This is a genomic window from Micromonospora sp. NPDC003776 (assembly GCF_053605645.1).
In genome coordinates, this window is the sequence record NZ_JBSGJR010000829.1 from 1 (window position 1) to 2,165 (window position 2,165).

Genomic DNA, 2,165 nt, shown 5'->3' on the forward strand with positions numbered 1-2,165 from the left:
GCCGCGCGCCGCCTCCCGGCCGGCCAGCCCGTGCAGGTACGCGGCCGCGGCGGCCGCCCGCTCCGGGGCCAGCCCGGCGGCGAGCAGCGAACCGAGCAGCCCGGCCAGCACGTCGCCGGTGCCCCCGGTGGCCAGCACCGGGGTGCCGGTCGGGTTGACGTACGCCCGGCCGGCGGGGGTGCCGATGATCGTGCGGTCGCCCTTCAGCAGCACCACCGCGTTCATCCAGGCGGCCAGCCGCAGCGCCGCCGCGACCCGGTCCGTCCCCGGGACCTCCCCGCAGAGCCGGGCGTACTCCCGGTCGTGCGGGGTCACCACGATCGGGGCGTCCCGGTCCCGCAGCCGGTCGGCCATCTTGCCGTCGACCAGCAGGGTGAGCGCGTCGGCGTCGAGCACCACCGGCACCGGCGCGGCGAGCACGGCGCGCAGCTCGGCCGCCGACTCCTCGCCGGTGCCCAGCCCGGAGCCGCAGACCCAGGCCTGCACCCGGCCGGCGTCGGCGACCCGGCCGGTGGCGATCACCGACGGATGCTGGTGCAGCACCTCGTCCCGGGCGCTGCCCGCGTAGCGGACCATGCCGGTGGGGCCGGCCAGCGCGCCGCTCACCGAGAGGACCGCCGCACCCGGGTAGGTGGCCGAGCCGGTGGCCACCCCGACCACACCCCGGGAGTACTTCTCCGACGACGGGCCGAGCCGTGGCCACCACGCGACGATGTCGGACCACTCGACCACGCGCAGCGCCGGGCTGCCCCGCAGCCACGGCTCCAGCCCGATGTCGACCAGCTCGACCTGCCCGGCGAGCGCGGCGGCCGGGCCCACCACCAGCGCCGGCTTCAACGCGCCGAAGGCGACGGTGACGTCGGCGCGGACCGCGCAGGGCCGCCCGGAGGGGGTGACCGGGACGTGCCCGGTGTCCACCGCGACACCGCTCGGGACGTCCACCGCGACCACCGTGGCCCGGGTCCCGTCCCGCCCGCAGCGCTCCGCCAGGCTCGCCGCGAGCTGGTCGGCGGTCTCCCGCAGGCCGCCGGTGCCACCGATCCCGACGATCCCGTCGAGGACCAGGTCCACCACGGCCGGCGGCCGGTCGACCAGCCGCCCGCCCGCCGCCCGCAGCGCGGCCAGCCCTTCGGCGTGCGCCCGGCCCGGGGTGAGCAGCAGCGCGGTGACCGCCGCGCCCCGGCGGGCCAGGTGCGCGCCCGCGTAGAGCGTGTCGCCACCGTTGTCGCCGGAGCCGACCAGCAGCAGCACCCGGGCGCCGTAGACGCCGCCCCGGTCGGTGAGGAGCAGCGCGCACCGGCGGGCCAGGCCGGCGGCGGCCCGCTGCATCAGCGTCCCGGGCGGCAGGGTGGCCATCAGGCCCGCCTCCGCCGCGCGTACGTCCGCGACCCGCCACACCGGTCTCATGCCACTCCGTCCGTCCGTGCTGCCCCGGGCGGGCCGGCCGGCCCGCCGGGTCGGCTCACCGTTCCGCGACCACCATCGCCGACGCGATCCCGCCGTCGTGCGACAGCGACAGGTGCCAGCGGTTGACCCCGCGTTCGGCCGCGGCGGCGGCCACCGTGCCGGAGACGGCCAGCCAGGGCCGCCCGTCCGGATCGGGCACGATCTCGCAGTCGTGCCAGTGCAGGCCGGCCGGCGCGCCGAGCGCCTTGGCCACCGCCTCCTTCGCGGCGAAGCGGGCGGCCATCGACTCCGGCGGGCGCGGGTGGCCGGCGCGGGTGTGCCGCTCGGCCTCGGTGAACAGGCGGTCGGCGAGCAGCGGCGTCCGGGCCAGGGCCCGGGCGAACCGGTCCACCAGCACCACGTCGATGCCGACCGCCACGATCACGGATCTCACCCTACCGGCGGTCGGGGCCGCCCATCGGCCGCCGGCCGGGCGGCATGCAGGGCCTGTGGACAACCCCGGCGTACGGGCGTGGCCGGTTGTCCACAGGGCCGGTGCCGATGGCGTGCCGCCGCCTAGCGTCCCGGTTGCCCGACTCCCGTCCCGGGGTGGGGCACGTCCGCCGCCGGCGACTCCCGTCGGCGGCCTGTCGAGCGGGAGGCACCGATGGCCGAGGAGCCATTCACCGTCGAGCCGGAGCTGCTGCGCGGGGTCGCCCGGGAGCTGGGCGACGACGCGTACCGGCTGGCGCACGGGCTGGCCGCCGCGCCGGGGCTGG

2 protein-coding genes are annotated in these 2,165 nt (G+C 78.8%); both read right to left on the minus strand.

The features are described from left to right. A partial coding sequence (locus ACWEVO_RS35405; RefSeq protein ID WP_452311765.1) for an NAD(P)H-hydrate dehydratase occupies positions 1-1,407 on the minus strand: 1,407 nt, incomplete at its 3' end. A 55-nt stretch (positions 1,408-1,462) separates the two neighbouring features. After that, positions 1,463-1,831 carry a holo-ACP synthase gene (locus tag ACWEVO_RS35410; RefSeq protein WP_452311766.1) on the minus strand — a complete coding sequence of 123 codons (369 nt, stop codon included), beginning with the start codon at positions 1,829-1,831 and terminating at the stop codon, positions 1,463-1,465. Positions 1,832-2,165: the final 334 nt, after the last annotated feature.